At 71.8% G+C, this 15,074-nt stretch carries 17 protein-coding genes; 9 read left to right on the forward strand and 8 right to left on the reverse strand.

Annotated elements, in window-relative coordinates:
• Positions 1-258: 258 nt before the first annotated feature.
• On the reverse strand, positions 259-1,656 hold the full coding sequence (locus ACFYOB_RS31370; protein WP_388565599.1) for a DUF3152 domain-containing protein: 1,398 nt from the start codon (positions 1,654-1,656) through the stop codon (positions 259-261).
• 5 nt (positions 1,657-1,661) lie between these two features.
• Positions 1,662-2,630 carry an alpha/beta fold hydrolase gene (locus tag ACFYOB_RS31375; RefSeq protein WP_388565601.1) on the reverse strand — a complete coding sequence of 323 codons (969 nt, stop codon included), beginning with the start codon at positions 2,628-2,630 and terminating at the stop codon, positions 1,662-1,664.
• Between the two features lie 130 nt (positions 2,631-2,760).
• Between ACFYOB_RS31375 and ACFYOB_RS31380 the strand changes: the two genes are divergently transcribed.
• The 4 genes from ACFYOB_RS31380 to ACFYOB_RS31395 all read left to right on the forward strand — a co-directional run bounded on the left by ACFYOB_RS31380 (position 2,761) and on the right by ACFYOB_RS31395 (position 4,524).
• Positions 2,761-2,979, forward strand: coding sequence for a hypothetical protein (locus ACFYOB_RS31380; protein ID WP_388565603.1), 219 nt, complete (start codon positions 2,761-2,763; stop codon positions 2,977-2,979).
• A 126-nt stretch (positions 2,980-3,105) separates the two neighbouring features.
• Complete coding sequence (locus tag ACFYOB_RS31385) at positions 3,106-3,744, forward strand: TetR/AcrR family transcriptional regulator (RefSeq protein ID WP_215011841.1); 639 nt, start codon at positions 3,106-3,108, stop codon at positions 3,742-3,744.
• A gap of 117 nt (positions 3,745-3,861) precedes the next feature.
• The gene (locus tag ACFYOB_RS31390) at positions 3,862-4,089 is read left to right on the forward strand and encodes a DUF3107 domain-containing protein (RefSeq protein WP_388565605.1); all 228 of its coding nucleotides are present in this window, start codon (positions 3,862-3,864) and stop codon (positions 4,087-4,089) included.
• A gap of 132 nt (positions 4,090-4,221) precedes the next feature.
• On the forward strand, positions 4,222-4,524 hold the full coding sequence (locus ACFYOB_RS31395; RefSeq protein ID WP_388565606.1) for a hypothetical protein: 303 nt from the start codon (positions 4,222-4,224) through the stop codon (positions 4,522-4,524).
• Between the two features lie 111 nt (positions 4,525-4,635).
• Here ACFYOB_RS31395 and ACFYOB_RS31400 read toward each other — a convergent pair whose 3' ends face one another.
• Positions 4,636-5,394 carry a ferritin-like fold-containing protein gene (locus tag ACFYOB_RS31400; RefSeq protein WP_328927509.1) on the reverse strand — a complete coding sequence of 253 codons (759 nt, stop codon included), beginning with the start codon at positions 5,392-5,394 and terminating at the stop codon, positions 4,636-4,638.
• A gap of 451 nt (positions 5,395-5,845) precedes the next feature.
• Between ACFYOB_RS31400 and ACFYOB_RS31405 the strand changes: the two genes are divergently transcribed.
• The 3 genes from ACFYOB_RS31405 to ACFYOB_RS31415 all read left to right on the forward strand — a co-directional run bounded on the left by ACFYOB_RS31405 (position 5,846) and on the right by ACFYOB_RS31415 (position 9,039).
• A complete protein-coding gene (locus tag ACFYOB_RS31405) occupies positions 5,846-7,813 on the forward strand; it encodes a DEAD/DEAH box helicase (protein ID WP_388565607.1) in 1,968 nt (655 codons plus the stop codon).
• Positions 7,814-7,904: 91 nt separating this feature from the next.
• Positions 7,905-8,774, forward strand: coding sequence for an alpha/beta fold hydrolase (locus ACFYOB_RS31410; RefSeq protein ID WP_388565608.1), 870 nt, complete (start codon positions 7,905-7,907; stop codon positions 8,772-8,774).
• Positions 8,775-8,886: 112 nt separating this feature from the next.
• Positions 8,887-9,039 (forward strand): hypothetical protein, encoded by a 153-nt coding sequence (locus ACFYOB_RS31415; protein ID WP_215149874.1) that lies wholly within the window; start codon positions 8,887-8,889, stop codon positions 9,037-9,039.
• A gap of 78 nt (positions 9,040-9,117) precedes the next feature.
• Here ACFYOB_RS31415 and ACFYOB_RS31420 read toward each other — a convergent pair whose 3' ends face one another.
• The 4 genes from ACFYOB_RS31420 to ACFYOB_RS31435 all read right to left on the reverse strand — a co-directional run bounded on the left by ACFYOB_RS31420 (position 9,118) and on the right by ACFYOB_RS31435 (position 11,998).
• Positions 9,118-9,723, reverse strand: coding sequence for a MarC family protein (locus ACFYOB_RS31420; RefSeq protein ID WP_388565610.1), 606 nt, complete (start codon positions 9,721-9,723; stop codon positions 9,118-9,120).
• A gap of 54 nt (positions 9,724-9,777) precedes the next feature.
• A complete protein-coding gene (locus ACFYOB_RS31425) occupies positions 9,778-10,644 on the reverse strand; it encodes a PHP domain-containing protein (protein WP_388565612.1) in 867 nt (288 codons plus the stop codon).
• A 66-nt stretch (positions 10,645-10,710) separates the two neighbouring features.
• Positions 10,711-11,355 (reverse strand): DUF6758 family protein, encoded by a 645-nt coding sequence (locus ACFYOB_RS31430; RefSeq protein ID WP_388565614.1) that lies wholly within the window; start codon positions 11,353-11,355, stop codon positions 10,711-10,713.
• A gap of 58 nt (positions 11,356-11,413) precedes the next feature.
• Complete coding sequence (locus tag ACFYOB_RS31435) at positions 11,414-11,998, reverse strand: suppressor of fused domain protein (RefSeq protein ID WP_328927503.1); 585 nt, start codon at positions 11,996-11,998, stop codon at positions 11,414-11,416.
• A gap of 375 nt (positions 11,999-12,373) precedes the next feature.
• On the opposite strand from ACFYOB_RS31435, the gene ACFYOB_RS31440 reads away from it, so the two are divergent.
• Together ACFYOB_RS31440 and ACFYOB_RS31445 are read left to right on the forward strand one after the other, a co-directional pair.
• Positions 12,374-13,489 carry a magnesium and cobalt transport protein CorA gene (locus ACFYOB_RS31440; protein ID WP_328927502.1) on the forward strand — a complete coding sequence of 372 codons (1,116 nt, stop codon included), beginning with the start codon at positions 12,374-12,376 and terminating at the stop codon, positions 13,487-13,489.
• Positions 13,490-13,520: 31 nt separating this feature from the next.
• A complete protein-coding gene (locus tag ACFYOB_RS31445; protein WP_388565617.1) occupies positions 13,521-14,030 on the forward strand; it encodes a hypothetical protein in 510 nt (169 codons plus the stop codon).
• 198 nt (positions 14,031-14,228) lie between these two features.
• On the opposite strand, the gene ACFYOB_RS31450 is transcribed toward ACFYOB_RS31445, so the two are convergent.
• Complete coding sequence (locus ACFYOB_RS31450; RefSeq protein ID WP_388565620.1) at positions 14,229-15,017, reverse strand: hypothetical protein; 789 nt, start codon at positions 15,015-15,017, stop codon at positions 14,229-14,231.
• Positions 15,018-15,074 lie beyond the last annotated feature (57 nt).

Here is a 15,074-nt window from a genome sequence, read left to right on the forward strand (position 1 = left end):
TGTGGTTGGTGTTCTTGTTGTGGGAGTTGGTGTTGGTCCGCCACCGCCACTTATACACTTAGTGTCCGTCGCTGTCCGCCGGGGCCCCCCCCCCCCGCCCCCCCCCCCCCGCCACCGGAAGGGGTGAAGAGTCGTAACTTTCCCGTACGGTTCGCGTTCGAGCACGCTAGGAAGGGGTGCCGTACACGAAGATCTTCCGCCGCGGCGCACGGCGTTCGGCGGAAGGACCGGAGTCCGGCGGGGATGGCCAGCGCCGGGTCAACTCCCCGGAAACACCCAGGGATTGGGCTTGCACTGGATCCCGTCGATGTCGAGGGACTTGGTCTGCTGCTGCATGATCGGCGCGAGCGCGCCGGGAGTGCGGCAGCTCACGTGGCCGTGTCCGAGCCGGTGGCCGACCTCGTGGTTGATGAGCATCTGGCGATAGGCGAACATCTGGTCCGGGCCGTACGTGGCCGAACCCTGGGCCCAGCGGAACGCGTTGATCATCACCCGGTCGGTGGACGCCGAGTCGCACGAGACGTTGTCGATGGTGGTGTCCAGCCCGGATTTGGCGCACCACGTCCCGGTGGTCCCGGGACTGGCCAGGGTGATCACGAAATCGGCCTCACCGCCCGGCACCCGCTCGAAGGTCTTCGCGCCGCCGTGGCCCCAGCTCCGGTCGTCGTTGAGGGTACGGTGCACGGCCTCGGCGAACAGCTGCGGGTCCAGGCCCAGGCCCTGCTCCACGTCGACCCGGTAGCGCACGACCTTGCCCTTGCCGGGGGCCTTGGCCACACCGGGCACGGTGTCGAAGGTGCCGGGACCGGCGAGCTTCTCGTCGATCGGCAGCTGCTGGGCCATCTTCTGCTCGAACGTCAGCTCCACCGCGGGAGCGGGAGCGGCCGCGGCGGCGTCCGGCGTCGGGCGGCCGTCGGAACGGGAGGTGGGGGCGTCGGCCCGGCTGTCGCCGCCGGCGGTGAGCTTGCCGTGCTGGGCGGTCTCGCCGTGTTGCAGCACCTGGCCCGCGACGACGACGGCCACGACGGCGGTGACGGCCACGGCGGCCGCGCCGGTGTACGCGCGGACCTTGCGGCTGCGGCCGGGGCCGGGGCCGGGCTGCTCCGCCGGGGCGTCGGCCGGCTTGCGGGGCCCGGGCACGCGGCGGTGCGAGCCGGTGGAGGTGACGGGGTCCGGGGCGGGTTCGGGCACGGGCATCGGAGCCGGCGCGGGCATCGGCGCGGGCTCCGTCAGGACGACCTGCGGGAAGCCCCCGGCGGGGGTGTCGTACGCCTGGGTGCCGGTGTCGAGCAGGGCGGTCGCGGTCCGGGCCCGCGGGATACCGCGCCAGTCCCCGTACACGGCGCCGGACGAAGCGCCCCAGGCGCCGCCGGGCTCGTGCTGCTCGGGGTGGCCGCCGGGAACGGGCCGCTCCTGGGGCACGTACCCCTGGTGGGTGACGGTGGGCTGGGGCCACCGCCCGGCGTGCGGTTCCTCGTACGGGACGGTGCCCCGGTACGGGGAGGGGTTCTCGTACTGGGAGGGGTTCTCGTACGGGACGGGGTCCTCGTACGGGAACGGCTGCTCGTACGCCACCGGTTCCTCGTACACCGGCGCCGGTCTGGCCGGGGCAGGGGCGGGAGCCGGGGCGGGGTCCTTGCGACTATGTCGTCCCACGGTTCTCAGCCTCTGCCGTCTTCGGTGTCCAGGAGCAGCTCGCGGAAGGCGGCGGCCACCACCTCGGGGTATTCCATCATCGCCACGTGCCCGGCCTCGGGCAGACACAGCAGCCGCGAACCCCGGAAGGCGGCGGCGGCCTTGTGCGCCATACGGTACGAGACCAACTGGTCCCTGCCGCCGTAGACGAGCAGCGTCGGCGCGAGCACCCGCTGCGCCTGCCGCCACAGCCCGTGCTGCCCGCCGAGGGTGTAGGCGTCGACGATGCCGCGCGAGGAGCGGCTCAGGGACTCCCAGAAGTACGGCAGGGCCATCCGCCGCTCCATCTCCTCCACGGCGTCGCGGAAGCCCTCCGGTGTCACCCGTGCGGGGTCCCCGTAGCAGAGCTCCGTCACTCCTCGGGTGCGCTGTTCGGCGGTCAGCCCCTGCGCGAGGCGCCCCAGCAGCGCGCCCATCCCGGGTACGGCGAGCAGTGCGGTCGGCACGGCGGCCCGCTGCACCCGCAGCTCGGGCAGGGCGGGCGAGACCAGGGTCAGCGTGCGCACGAGGTCGGGCCGGACGGCCGCGACCCGGGTGGAGACGGCGCCACCGAGGGAGTTCGCGATCAGGTGGACCGGTCCGCGCCCGGCGGCGTCGAGGTGCCGGATGACCACGCGGGCGAACGCGGTGACGGAGTAGTCCCGGTCGGCGGGCGGCGGGGACCAGCCGAAGCCGGGCAGGTCCAGGGCCTCGCCGTCGACGGTGTCCGCCAGCCGCGCCATGAGCTCCGACCAGTTCTGCGAGGAACCGCCGAGTCCGTGGACGAACAGTGCGGGCGGCAGATCCGTGCGCACGGGCGGGCGCACCCGGACCGCCAGTTCCAGCCCGGGCAGCGCGACGGTGCGCAGCTGCTCTCCGTCGGCCACTCGGACGGCTCCCGCCAGGGAGGCCGGCTCGGCGGTGGACCGTACGCCGGGCAGCTCGGTCGAAGACATGCGGGCAATGTTACGAGACGATCACACTCCACTTCTTGTGTTCGCCGTCACAGACGCATGCGGATCCGCATAGCGGGGTATCCGCGTTCCTCCTAGGCTCATAGGTGAAGAAGGAAGCGAGGGGAGTGGTATGACTGTCGACCCTGCGGAGCCGGACACCTTCCGGGAGCCGTTTCCCGAATCCATCGACCCCGAGGCCCCGGAGGCGGACCTGGCGGAACAGCTGACCGAGGTGGGGCCGTCGGAGGACGATGACCGGGTCACCGGTGTGGAGCGCGGCGAGGCCACCGACGGCGACGCGGTCGAGCAGGCTCGGGTGGTGCCACTGGACGACGACGACTACCGCTGACCAGCGCATCCGACCGGTCCGTACCGCGAGAAAAGTCGGCTTGAACCCACCAGATTCGGTTACCGAAAAGTACGATGGCGGCGCGGCGCATGGGGCACTGTGTTCTTAGAGAAAGTGGGAGGCGGCGTGACAGCCATCGAGCAGACCGAGGCAGCGCGTCCGCGGGGCACGCGACTGCCGCGCCGAGCCCGGCGCAATCAGCTCCTGGGCGCGGCGCAGGAGGTTTTCGTCGCGCAGGGTTACCACGCCGCGGCCATGGACGACATCGCCGAGCGGGCCGGAGTGAGCAAGCCGGTGCTGTACCAGCACTTCCCCGGCAAGCTCGACCTCTACCTGGCGCTGCTGGACCAGCACTGCGAGGCCCTGCTGCTCGCCGTGCGCACCGCGCTCGCATCGACGACCGACAACAAGCTGCGCGTGGCCGCCACGATGGACGCGTACTTCGCGTACGTGGAGGACGAGGGCGGCGCGTTCCGGCTGGTCTTCGAGTCCGACCTGACGAACGAGCCGGCGGTGCGCGAGCGCGTCGACCGGGTCTCGCTCCAGTGCGCGGAGGCCATCTCCGACGTCATCGCCGAGGACACGGGCCTGTCGAAGGACGAGTCGATGCTGCTGGCCGTGGGCCTGGGCGGGGTCTCGCAGGTGGTGGCCCGGTACTGGCTGTCGAGCGAGAGCCCGGTCGCCCGGGACACGGCGGTCGGCCTGCTGACCTCGCTCGCGTGGCGCGGTATCGCCGGATTCCCGCTGCACGGCAGCGAGGGCTGAGCTTCTGTTCGCTGCGAGCGTGTCCGCTCTGCGCGGTCCGCGTCCCCTCTCCGGGCTAATGTGGACCGCGTACGGCGCGGCTGATCGCGCGAACCGGATCGTCGGAGGGACAAAGCCGTGGAGGTCAAGATCGGCGTGCAGCACGCACCCCGGGAGATCGTGCTGGAGAGCGACCTGAGCGCCGAGGAGCTGGAGACCATCGTCGCCGCCGCGCTGTCCGGTAAGGCGCCGCTGCTCAGCCTCACCGACACCAAGGGCCGCAAGGTCCTGGTGCCGTCCGACCGCCTGTCGTACGTCGACCTGGGCGAGCCGAGTGCGCGCAAGGTCGGTTTCGGCGCGCTCTGACGCGGCGGCACGTGACGTGCCGAGAACTGTGTGAAACGGCCTGGTGGTTGAAACCGCCGGGCCGTTTCCCTTTCCTCCGCTTCGGGTAGGACCGCAGTGATTCGGTATGCCGCGACGTGTGGGAGGGACCCCATGCTGCTGATGGAGACGTTCGGCTCGGCTCTGCTGGGCCTCGCCCTGTCCGCGACGGCCGCCCGGGTGCTCGCCAGCCGGCTGCCCGACCGGAGAGTGGTGCTGTTCAGCGGGGTGCTCGGGGCGCTCTTCGGGGCCTATCTGACGCACTTCGCGCTCGGCCCGGGGCACAACACGCTGACCGCGACCTTCGTCGGGGCCGTGCTGGTGTCGGCCGTGGTCCTGTCCCTGCTCCTCCGGCCGGCCGCCGGGCCCCGCAGGCGCCCGCACAGGACTCCGTTTTCACTCCCGTCGCGAGGCTGACCGTGACCCCTGAACCCGGCCCCTGATCCCGATTCCCGACCGTTCACGTACGTCGGCCCCGGCGCGGAGGATTCCGCGCCGGGGCCGGCGTACGCAGGGAGGGAGGGGCGCCTAAGCGGCGAGGCCGAGGGCAGCCATCCGCTTGGTGTGCGCCTTGGTGATCCGGGTGAACATCTCGCCGACGGCGGCGAGGTCGAAGCCCGCGGCCATGCCGTCGACGCCGCCGACCAGCATGGTGGACAGCGCGTCGCGCTCGGCTACCACGCGCTGGGCCTGCGAGAGGGCCTCGCCCATCAGCCGGCGTGCCCACAGCGCGAGGCGGCCGCCGCAGCGCGGGTCCGCCTCGATGGCCGCGCGCACCTTCTCCACTGCGAAGTTGCCGTGGCCGGTGTCGTCGAGCACGCCGAGCACGAGGGCGCGGGTGTCGGTGTCCAGGTGGCTGGCCACCTCGCGGTAGAAGTCACTGGCGATCGAGTCGCCCACGTACGCCTTGACCAGGCCCTCCAGCCAGTCCGACGGCGCGGTCTGGCGGTGGAAGTCGTCCACGCCCTTGGCGAAGGGCTGCATGGCTGCGGTGGGCTCGGCGTCGATCGCCGCGAGCCGGTCGCGCAGCTGCTCGAAGTGGTGGAACTCGGCGGAGGCCATGGCGGCGAGCTCGGCCTTGTCGTCGAGGGTGGGCGCGAGCTTCGCGTCCTCCGCGAGGCGCTCGAAGGCCGCGAGCTCGCCGTACGCGAGCGCGCCGAGCAGGTCCACGACGGCGGCCCGGTACTGCGGCGAGGCAGAGGCGGTCGCCCAGTCCTGGGCGGCGATGCCGGAGGCTTCGGCGGGGGCGCCGTCGTCGGCGGGCGAGGCGTTTTCAACGGTCGACATGCTCCGCACAATAGCCGTCCGGCAGACGCCCTACGCCACCACACAGCCACACCGTCCGTCCACGTAAACGCGCCGGGCCGGTGAATTCGCCCGACACAGCTGCGCGATTCCGGGGTACAGTGGTAATGCGCCTGCCGGATACTCGGCGGCGCATCCGAATGAGGATGCCCGGTCGGTGGCCCGATCGGCTCCAACCGACCCGCCCTCTGCGTGGTGCGTGCGTTCATGTGCCGCCACCCTTGAGGGGCCCCCTCAGCGGCACAAGCGCTTGAGCGAAGGCTTAGTGGTCCCGCGCAGCTTCGTATGTACGTCGTAGTACTGCAAGCCCGGCACGGTACGACCCCCCTCGCCGCCTCGCGCCGCGTCTCACAGAAGAGGCAGCACCCTGATTACGTTCCGAGACCTCGGGATCTATCCCGAGACGGCCGAGGCCCTTGAGGCCGTCGGCATCGTGTCCCCCTTCCCGATCCAGGAGATGACCCTCCCCGTCGCCCTTTCCGGCACGGACGTCATCGGCCAGGCCAAGACCGGAACCGGCAAGACGCTCGGTTTCGGCCTTCCGCTGCTGGAGCGGGTCACCGTCCCCGCGGACGTCGAGGCGGGCCGGGCCAAGCCCGAGCAGCTGACCGACGCCCCGCAGGCCCTCGTGGTGGTTCCCACCCGCGAGCTGTGCACCCAGGTCACCAACGACCTCCTGACCGCCGGCAAGGTCCGCAACGTCCGCGTGCTCGCCATATACGGCGGCCGCGCGTACGAGCCCCAGGTCGAGGCGCTCAAGAAGGGCGTCGACATCATCGTCGGCACCCCGGGCCGCCTGCTCGACCTGGCGGGCCAGAAGAAGCTCGACCTCTCGCACGTCCGGGCCCTGGTCCTGGACGAGGCCGACGAGATGCTCGACCTGGGCTTCCTGCCCGACGTCGAGAAGATCATCAACTACCTGCCGCCGAAGCGTCAGACCATGCTGTTCTCGGCGACCATGCCGGGCGCGGTCATCGGCCTGGCCCGCCGGTACATGACGCAGCCGACGCACATCCGCGCCACCTCGCCCGAGGGCGAGGGCGTGACGGTCGCCAACATCAAGCAGCACGTCTTCCGTGCGCACAACATGGACAAGCCGGAGCTGGTCTCCCGCATCCTGCAGGCCGAGGGCCGTGGCCTGGCCATGATCTTCTGCCGTACCAAGCGCACGGCGGCCGACATCGCCGAGCAGCTGGAGAAGCGCGGTTTCGCGTCCGGCGCCGTCCACGGCGACCTGGGCCAGGGTGCGCGTGAGCAGGCGCTGCGCGCGTTCCGCAACGGCAAGGTCGACGTGCTGGTGTGCACCGACGTCGCCGCTCGCGGTATCGATGTCGAGGGTGTCACCCACGTCATCAACTACCAGACGCCGGAGGACGAGAAGACCTTCCTGCACCGTGTGGGCCGCACCGGCCGCGCGGGCAACAAGGGCATCGCCGTCACCCTGGTCGACTGGGACGACATCCCGCGCTGGCAGCTGATCAACAAGGCGCTGGAGCTGGACTTCCACGACCCGGTCGAGACGTACTCCACGTCCCCGCACCTGTTCGAGGAGATGAACATCCCGGCCGGCACCAAGGGCGTCCTGCCCCGCGCCGAGCGCACGCGGGCCGGCCTGAAGGCCGAGGACCTGGAGGACCTGGGCGAGACCGGCGGCCGTGGTGGCCGTGGCGGCCGCTCCGGCCCGGCCGCGGCCGCCGTGGTGACCGAGGAGCGTCCGGCCCGCACCCGTACGCCGCGTCAGCGCCGCCGTACGCGGGGCGGGACCGAGCTGGGCGCCGAGCCCGCCGCCGCCGTCACGCCCGTCGTGGACGAGGCTGCGCAGGCTCCGGCCGCCGACGAGCCGCGCAGGCCGCGCCGCCGCCGGACCCGCGTGTCCGCCGGTGCCGCGATCGTCCCGGCCCCCGCCGCCGCGGTGGCCGAGGCCGCCCCGGTGACTCCGGTCGCCGAGGCCCCGGTGGCCGTCGCGGTCGCCGAGGCCGCTCCGGAGGCTCCGGTCAAGCCGAAGCGCACCCGCACCCGCAAGGCCGTCGCCGCGGTCGCCGAGGCGGCCGTCGTCGAGGCTCCGGCCGCGGGGGCCGAGGAGGCTCCGGCGAAGCCGAAGCGCACCCGGACCCGCAAGGTCGCGGAGGTCGCCCCGGTCGCCCCGGTCGCCCCGGTCGAGGAAGCCCCGGAGAAGCCCCGCCGCGCCGTGCGCCCGCGCAGGGTCGTCGCAGCCGACCCGGAGCCGGACTTCCAGATGGCTCCGCCCGTGGAGCCGGTCAAGACCCGCCGCACCACCCGGACCCGCAAGGTCGCGGAAGTCGCCCCGGAGGCTCCGGCCGCCGCCGCGGCGGCCGAGGACGCTCCGGCCAAGCCGAAGCGCACCCGCACCCGCAAGGCCGCGGCCGCGCCCGAGGCGTAAGCACGGCCCGATGGCCCGGCCCCTTTCCGAGGGGCCGGGCCATCGGCGTACCCCCGCGAGAGCGCTTCGTACGGGCCGGTAACCTCGGGCCATGAGCAAGCCGCCGCGCCTCACCCTGCCGTCCGCCGCCCGCGCCCGCCGTCTCTCGACCGCCCGTGGCGATTTCGCCGTGCACGAGGCGGGCGGGGCCACCCGTGGCACCGCTCTGCTGGTCCCCGGTTTCACGGGGAGCAAGGAGGACTTCATCGCCCTCCTGGAGCCGCTGGCCGCCGCCGGGTACCGGGTGGTCGCGGTGGACGGGCGCGGCCAGTACGAGACCCCGGGGCCGCGCGAGGAGTCGGCGTACGCCCTGGAGGAGCTGGCGCTGGACGTCCTCGCGCAGGCCCACGCGCTGGGCGAGGGCCCTCTGCACCTGGTCGGCCACTCGCTCGGCGGGCTGATCTCGCGCGCGGCCGTGCTGCGCGATCCGGCGCCCTTCGCCTCGCTGACGCTGATGAGCAGCGGGCCCGCCGCGATCTCGGAGGAGCAGCAGGCGCGCACCAAGCTGCTGGTGGCCGCGCTGGAGGCACTGCGCGAGACGGCGCCCGCTCAGAGCATGCCGGCGGTGTGGGCGGCGATGCGCGCGCAGGACCCGGAGGACGCGGTCCCCGACTCCCCCGAGCTGGCGGCCTTCCTGCGCGGGCGGTGGCTGGCCACCGTGCCCGAGCAGTTGATCACGACCGGCCGGGTGCTGCTCTCGGAGCCGGACCGGGTCGCGGAGCTGGCGGCCGTCCCGCTCCCCAAGCTGGTGCTGTCCGGAGCGGTGGACTACGCGTGGCCGGTGCCGCTCATGGATGACATGGCGGACCGCTTGGGCGCTTCGCGTGTGGTCGTCGAGGGGGCCGAGCACTCCCCCAATGCGGAGAATCCGCAGGTCACAGCTGATGCGCTGGCCGCGTTCTGGGACTCCTGCGACCGGTAGGCCCGCAGCAGTCGTTAGCTAGGGAAAAAATTTCCTTAGCGTAGGGAATGTTTGCTTCTTACACTTCGTTGAACCCTCTGCAAGGAGATACACCGACGAAGGGAGAAGCCCCGTGCGCTTCGAGATTCTGCGCCTGGACGACGTCGACGGGTCCGCCGTGGACAGCACCGTCGTGGACGCGGCCTCCGTCAACCGGATCGTGCAGCAGGCCGCCGCAGTCGGCCAGCGCATTCTGATCCGACCGGCCGAGACGGCGTCCTGCTGACGCTGCACACACCGCACACACGTCGACGCCCCCACACCATGCCGGTGCGGGGGCGTTCTCGCGTCCTGAGCCGTGCGGTCAGCCGCCCTGGACGACCTTGAGCACGCCGTTGATGATCTGCTGGACGGCGATCGCCGAGAGCATCATGCCGGCGAGCCGCGTCACGAGGACCACGCCGCCGTCCTTGATGACCCGGATGATCACGAGCGAGTAGCGCATCGTGATCCACAGGACCACGTGCATGGCGATGATCGCGGACCAGACGGCAACCTGCCCGCTGACCCCGTCCGCCTTCTGCACGGCCAGGATCACGGACACGATCGCGCCGGGCCCGGCCAGCAGCGGCATGCCCAGCGGGACGAGGGCGACGTTCACGTCCTTGGTCTGCTTCGGCTCGTCGGTCTTGCCGGTGAGCAGGTCGAGCGCGATGAGCAGGAGCAGCAGACCACCGGCGATCATCAGGGCCGGGACGGAGACGTGCAGGTAGTCCAGGATCTGCTGGCCGCAGACCCCGAAGACGGCGATGACGCCGAAGGCCACGCAGACCGCCTGCCAGGCCATCCGGCGCTGCACCTTGACGGGGCGGCCGGAGGTCAGGGCGAGGAAGATCGGCGTGATCCCCGGCGGGTCCATAATCACAAAAAGGGTGAGAAAAAGGGATCCGAAGACGGCGAAGTCGAACACAGAGATGCCTTGCAGTAAGGGGTGTGAAGAAAAGCGGGAAGGGCGGAGCGGCGCTTACGCGCGGACGCCTCCGCCGGCGCCGGGCACGGGGAAGGCCCCGGTCGCGCGGCGCGTGATCTCGCCGTAGATCTCGGGATCGGTGGTGTAGTCCCCGAGGCGACAGGTCTTGCGGCTGCCGTGGTAGTCGCTGGACCCGGTGGTCAGCAGTCCGAGGTCCGCCGCCAGGCCGCGCAGACGCGCTCGGGTGGCGGTGTCGTGGTCCATGTGGTCCACCTCGATGCCGTCCAGGCCCGCCGCCGCCAGCTCGGCTATCACGGACTCGGGCACGCACTCGCCGCGCTTGACGGCCGCGGGGTGGGCGAAGACGGTGACGCCGCCGGCCGCCTTGACCAGGCGGATGGCGTCGAAGGGGTCGAGTTCGTGCTTCTCGGCGTACGCGCGGCCGCCGTCGGCGAGCCAGTCGGGCGTGAAGGCGTCCGAGACGGTGGGTACGACACCCAGCTCGACGAGCGCGGTCGCGATGTGCGGCCGCCCCACGGAACCCTCGCCGGCGATCCGGGCCACCTGTTCCCAGGTGACGTCCACGCCGAGCGCCCGCAGCTTGCCGACCATGGTCTGGGCGCGGGGCGTGCGGTCGTCCCGTACGAGCTCCCGCTCACGGGCGAGCTCGGGCTCCTCGGGGTCGAAGAGGTAGGCGAGCATGTGCAGCCCGACCCCGTCCAGCCGGCAGGACAGCTCGGCCCCGGTCACCAGGGTCAGCCCGGCGGGAAGCGCGGCGAGGGCCCCGGCGTATCCGCCCACGGTGTCGTGGTCGGTCAGCGCGACCACGTCCAGCCCCGCGGCGGCGGCATTGCGCACCAGCTCGGCGGGGGTGTCCGTACCGTCGGAAGCCGTGGAGTGGGCGTGCAGGTCGATGCGCACAGCCGGGCTCCATGGGTCGTACGTACGGATGGGGGGCACTCCAGGATAACCGGGCCGGAGGTCCTCCTAGGTCGGGCCCAGGATGCGCGGGCTCAGGGCCCCGCACGGAAGGAGCTCGACCTCCGCTCCCGCGTCGCGGAGGTCGGTGAGGACGAGCTCGTCGTACATCAGGAGGCCGGACTGCTCCGGCCAGACGATCGCCCAGAGCCACAGGCCCCGCGCCTCGCCCGCGAAGACGGCCCGGTCGTCGGGGCTTCCCTTGACGTGCCACAGCGGTGTCGGCCGGCCGGCCGCGACCACCTTGGCGTGCGGCGGCGCCGATACGTCGATGCAGGTGCCCGGGTCCGGTCCGTCGATGCCCGCGAACCGCGCTCCGAGCCCCACGCCCAGCTCCTCGGCGACCAGCAGCAGCTCGCCGATGCCGCCCAGCGGACCGGGACCCGAGCAGGCCACCGCGGTCGCCCGTCCCCCACTGCGGTCGTCCCCGGCGGACGCCACCCCGGTGAACAGCCACCCCACCGGAAGGGGCCACGGCATCCACACCGGTACCTGCGTGCGGTGGACGACCACGCCCAAGCCCTCGACGCTGGGCGGGATCACGGGTTGCAGGGGGTGGACAGTGCCGTGCACCGTGCACTGCCAGGTGTCGGAGAAGAGACCGGGCGCCCTGACCCGGCCACCGCACTTCGGGCAACTTGGTTCGCCCCTCATAAGAAGCCACGCTCCTCCCCGCCCGGCGCGCCGTCAAGACGCGATCACCCGTCCGGGCTCAGTCCAGTGCGACTGCGGTACGCAGAGGATCCCGCAGATCCGTGCCGCGCGCGAGCCAGCGTTCCTGGAGGGCGGCCGCGCCGTGCACCCTCTTCCAGGCGGCCTCGTTCGCCGTCATGGGCAGGAGCGGCAGGAACCGCACCGGGTCCATGGGCTCGTCCAGTTCCAGGTCCTCCACCAGACCCCCCGGCTCCGCGACCAGGACGGAGCTGAAGGCGGCCCCGTCCCAGAGCGGTTCGCCCACGTCCAGCGAGGCGCCGGGGGCCACGATCAGCCCCTCCACCTGCGGCGAGGCGGCCAGTACCGCGAGCGGCCTGAGCAGTTTGTCGGTGGGCGCGAGTCCGCCCCGTACGGTCAGGACCAGCTCGGCGCGCGGCCCGCGTACGGGGTCCGCGACCACGGCGGTCGGGTCGGTCATCGGGTGTGCGGACATCCCGAGGGTCGCGTACCGCACCAGGTCGCCCTCGGTGAAGCGGAGTACCTCGATGCGGTCGGTGCCCAGGAAGGTGACGGCGGCGCGTGCGTCGGGTACGCCGAACGCGGTGCGGAGCCGAGCCTCAACGAGGGCCAGAATTTCTGCCATGAAGTGAGCATAGAACTCGTATCAGCCGGGTAAAGGGCGGGTCTTGACCATCCGTCGGCTGATAGTGTTGACAGCTGGTTCGGGCCGCACGCAGACGCGTTGTTTCAAGGCCTGGACGACAGGACGTCTCTCACGGGGGACCGGCCGGAGGAGGTGGGGCTGCGGTGGATCGAAGTCGATCGTGCAGTACCAATCGCTCTTCCACTTCTGTGACGGGCGCCTCCCGCCCCCTTTGATCTTCTGATCAGTAGAAGAGCGACGGCAGAACTTTGTCCTCCCGTCCTGTTTCCTTCCGTCCGCCGGGCCTGCCCGCCCGCGCTCACGGAAGGCCTCCCACCCGTGCGGTCCGCAGCCGTGCGCGCGAAGGAGCCTGCCATGTCGATGCTGCCCTACATCCGTGCCGCCGTCCGCCCGGCACTGCGCAAGTCCAGCCCGGCCCAGCCCGGATACGACACCACCCGCGACCCGTCCGCGAGCAGCGCCGTGGTCGACTGCGCCGTGTACCGCGAGGGCCGGCGCGTGCTGGGGCCGGCCTGCCTGACGCCCCGTGAGGCGATCCGCCGGGTCCGCGAGGACGGCGGCTTCGCCTGGATCGGCCTGCACGAGCCGACCGAGGCGGAGTTCGCGGGGATCGCGGCGACCTTCGGCCTGCACCCGCTGGCCGTGGAGGACGCGGTGCACGCGCACCAGCGGCCGAAGCTGGAGCGCTACGACGACACGCTCTTCACCGTCTTCAAGACGATCCACTACGTCGAGCACGCCGAACTGACCTCCACCAGCGAGGTGGTGGAGACCGGCGAGGTGATGTGCTTCACAGGCCCCGACTTCGTCATCACCGTCCGGCACGGCGGTCAGGGCTCCCTCAAGGGGCTGCGCCACCGCCTCCAGGACGACCCGGACCTCCTCTCCAAGGGTCCCTCGGCCGTGCTGCACTCCATCGCCGACCACGTAGTCGACGGGTACATCGCGGTCGCGGCGGCCGTGCAGGACGACATCGACGAGGTGGAGAGCGAGGTCTTCGCCGCGCCCGCGAAGGGCGGTACGCGCGGCGGTGACGCGGGCCGCATCTACCAGCTCAAGCGCGAGGTACTGGAGTTCAAGCGGGCGGTCTCGCCGCTGCTGCGACCGATGGAGCTCCTGAGCGAGCGCCCGATGCGGCTGGTGGACCCCGACATCCAGAAGTACTTCCGCGACGTCGCCGACCACCTGGCGCGGGTGCACGAGCAGGTCGTGGGCTTCGACGAGCTGCTGAACTCGATCCTCCAGGCGAACCTCGCGCAGGCGACGGTCGCCCAGAACGAGGACATGCGCAAGATCACCTCCTGGGCGGCGATCATCGCCGTGCCCACGATGATCTGCGGGGTGTACGGGATGAACTTCGAGCACATGCCGGAGCTCCAGTGGAAGTACGGCTACCCGATGGTGATGGCCTCGATCGTCGGCATCTGCTTCACCATCCACCGCGCACTGCGCCGCCACGGCTGGCTGTAGTACCACGGGAAGCACCCCCTACCCTGTCCGCATGACTCTCAGCACGCTCGACCTGGCCCTCGTCGAGGAGGCCACCAAGAAGTCCGGCCTGATCTGGGTCCGCGGCGCCGGGGACGACCGCGCCCTGTGGCACGCCTGGGTGGACGGCGCGGCCCACGTACTGGGCGACGGGCCCGGCGAGCAGCCGTTCCCGGGGCTGGCCGACGGCGCGGCCGCCGAGGTGACCGTGCGGAGCAAGGACAAGGGCGGGCGGCTGGTGGCCTGGACGGCGACGGTACGGGAGCTCCCGCCGCGCGGTGAGGAGTGGAAGGCGGCCGTCGCCGAGCTCAAGGGCAAGCGGCTGAACGCACCCGACTCGGAAGAGATGACCGAGCGGTGGGCGCGGGAGTGCCGGCTGCTGCGCCTGGAGCCGGAAGCGGTGTCCACTCTGCCGGGCGGCTCGCTGGCCGCGGCCCCGCTGGCCTCGCCGGCGATCACGCGCAGGCCCATCCCGGCGGGCCTGCCGAAGCTGCTGGTGAAGCGGAAGAAGGCCGCCCGCTAGGGGGTGTCTGACGGATCAGGGTCGGACAGCCCGGGTCGGCTGGTGCCGTGGATTGCAAGGCGGAGGAGGGAGTCGACGCGGTGGGGGCACCTCCCAGCGGTAGCTGGGGGACGTCGGCGACCGACGACAACGCGGCAAGCCGCGGTGCCGGGCGAGCCGGGCCCGGCCCTGATCCGTCAGACACCCCCTAGACGCGGCCTACGGCTTGGTGGGGTTGGAGCCCTGGCCGGAGCCCTTGGTGCTCTCCGTGCCCTTGGTCTCGCCGTCCTTGGTCGTCGGCAGCTGGGACCCGTAGTCGACGGTCTGGTCCTGCGCGGGCGCGGCGAGCGGGAAGGGCTTGCCCCACTCCGCGAGCTCCACCCGGCCGGCGCCCCCGGCGCGCTCCATCAGCAGCGGGTACGGGGTCCCCTCCAGGGACACCGAGAGCTTGCCCCCCTTGCCCGCGTCCGCCGTCACCTGGACCGCTCGGGTGTGCCCGACCTTGGTGTAGGACCCCTTGGCGAGCTTGCCCTGAAGCCCCATCAGCCCGTCCAGCAGCACGTGCATGTCGGTGAAGCCGCGGAACTGCTTGTACGAGGGGTCGCCCTCGGGCACCTTCACGTACTTGTCGCCGAGCTTGCCCGCCGAGTCGGACTTGCCCCAGAACGCCGCGCTCGCCTTCAGGTACAGCTGCTCCCCCACCCGAAGCACCTGGAAGGTGTCGTCCTGGGACTTCACCTCACCCGAGCCGCCGTCCGACTTCAGCCGCATGTCGAGGCTGAACGATTTGCCGCCGCTCACCAGCGTGCCGGACAGGTGCACCGAGTCCGCTTCGCCGGCGGCCGCCTTCGCCTTCGCCTCGATCTTGTCGGCGGGCAGCTTGCCGATCCCGTTCGTCCCCTTGTCGGGATCGTCCCCGCAGCCCGTACCTGTTACGGCGAGGCCCGCGCACAACACACCGATGAAGGCGGCCCGGCGCAGCCGCGCGGCAGGGAAGTAGGCGGTCACGTGCGGGTGCCTCTCGTCGGTTCTCTTCGAGCAGCAGGCAGCGTACCTTTCCTGCTG

The sequence above is a fragment of the Streptomyces sp. NPDC006463 genome, from assembly GCF_042870715.1.
Classification (GTDB): domain Bacteria; phylum Actinomycetota; class Actinomycetes; order Streptomycetales; family Streptomycetaceae; genus Streptomyces.

Bases quoted from the DNA above. Each gene is read 5' to 3' on its own strand.
- ACFYOB_RS31375 (WP_388565601.1), bottom strand. From the start codon at position 2,630: ATGTCTTCGACCGAGCTGCCCGGCGTACGGTCCACCGCCGAGCCGGCC.
- ACFYOB_RS31380 (WP_388565603.1), top strand. From the start codon at position 2,761: ATGACTGTCGACCCTGCGGAGCCGGACACCTTCCGGGAGCCGTTTCCC.
- ACFYOB_RS31395 (WP_388565606.1), top strand. From the start codon at position 4,222: ATGCTGCTGATGGAGACGTTCGGCTCGGCTCTGCTGGGCCTCGCCCTG.
- ACFYOB_RS31400 (WP_328927509.1), bottom strand. From the start codon at position 5,394: ATGTCGACCGTTGAAAACGCCTCGCCCGCCGACGACGGCGCCCCCGCC.
- ACFYOB_RS31410 (WP_388565608.1), top strand. From the start codon at position 7,905: ATGAGCAAGCCGCCGCGCCTCACCCTGCCGTCCGCCGCCCGCGCCCGC.
- ACFYOB_RS31430 (WP_388565614.1), bottom strand. From the start codon at position 11,355: ATGAGGGGCGAACCAAGTTGCCCGAAGTGCGGTGGCCGGGTCAGGGCG.
- ACFYOB_RS31435 (WP_328927503.1), bottom strand. From the start codon at position 11,998: ATGGCAGAAATTCTGGCCCTCGTTGAGGCTCGGCTCCGCACCGCGTTC.
- ACFYOB_RS31440 (WP_328927502.1), top strand. From the start codon at position 12,374: ATGTCGATGCTGCCCTACATCCGTGCCGCCGTCCGCCCGGCACTGCGC.
- ACFYOB_RS31445 (WP_388565617.1), top strand. From the start codon at position 13,521: ATGACTCTCAGCACGCTCGACCTGGCCCTCGTCGAGGAGGCCACCAAG.